Below are 1046 nucleotides of genomic sequence, written 5' to 3' on the forward strand. Positions count from 1 at the left end.
GAGCTTGACCGGGCGCATCGTCATCGATCACACCCAGAAGGCCACGTTGTGTTGGTCGACGTCCTCGCGCGTGGAGCGGCGCAGGTCGACATCGGGGCGCGCGCCGAAGTAGGCGGTGAACTTCGCTTCGGCCTTGTCGGAGCGGTCCTTGTCGAAGACGTCCGCATCCTGAATGCCGTACGCGCGGTGCACGGCCCACCAGATGAGATGGCGGTGGTGCGCGGCGTTGATCTCCGGGGTCTGCGTTTTGGCGGTGAGCGCCACGAGCGGCAGCCGGTAGCCTTCGAGCAACACCGTGCCATCCATGGCGGGCTTGGGGACGAGGCGCAGGCGCGTGTCCGTCTGGATGGCCCAGCGGGGCGTGCAAGTCTCTTCGCGCCAGTGCGGGCGGATGCGGTCGAGCTCAACGACCGACTTCAAGGCGATCGGCGTGCGGCAGGTCGCGCCGTTGGCCTGCCACGCCAGRTGGTCCAGCTCGTACAGCGCAGCGTGCAGCGGATAGGTTGCGGTGCCGGCGGTGACGGCGATCGTGCAGATCGCGGGATCGTCGGACTCGTGCAGCAGCCGGGCGCGGATGRCCGCTTCCTGCTGGGCYTCRTCGAGCCAGCGCAGCACGTCTTCATCGGACGTGAGCGGCGGCTCCGCAAGGTCCTGCGTCTCGGTGCGGTAGGCGGCGATGAGGTCATCGCCCGTCATACGACCCCGTACAGGTCAATGAAGCCGTTGGCCTGCTGGCGCAGCGTGTCCACGTTGTGGCGCATGTCCAGCGTCTGGCGGTAGTTCACCATGGAGAAGTGCGCGAGCGCGGTCTTGTCCATGTTCGCGACTTGATCGCGCAGGTCTTGCAGGTTGAAGGCGTTCTTGTGGACCTCGATGCGCTCTTGGTCGGCCAGATCGAGGAGCGCGGCGGTGTCGTCGCCCTTCGCGCCCTTCTTGGGCTTGGGCGCTTCGCCTGGCTGGAAAACATCGGCGTGGCGCAGGAAGCGCGCGGCGAGATCCGGCGGCACCATGCGCGTCTGGCCCTTGGTGAAGGGCAGATTCGAGCC

The 1046-nt window shown here is 67.2% G+C and carries 2 protein-coding genes; both read right to left on the reverse strand.

Features of this window, described 5'->3' with window-relative positions; genetic code table 11:
* Nucleotides 1–27 precede the first annotated feature (27 nt).
* Complete coding sequence (locus AC1DY5_RS56815) at nucleotides 28–696, reverse strand: phage adaptor protein (RefSeq protein ID WP_478122901.1); 669 nt, start codon at nucleotides 694–696, stop codon at nucleotides 28–30.
* The coding region (locus AC1DY5_RS56820; RefSeq protein WP_478122902.1) for a hypothetical protein at nucleotides 693–1046 on the reverse strand (354 nt) is incomplete at its 5' end. The genes AC1DY5_RS56820 and AC1DY5_RS56815, both read right to left, overlap by 4 nt.

Source organism: Variovorax sp. P4_D9, assembly GCF_056401695.1.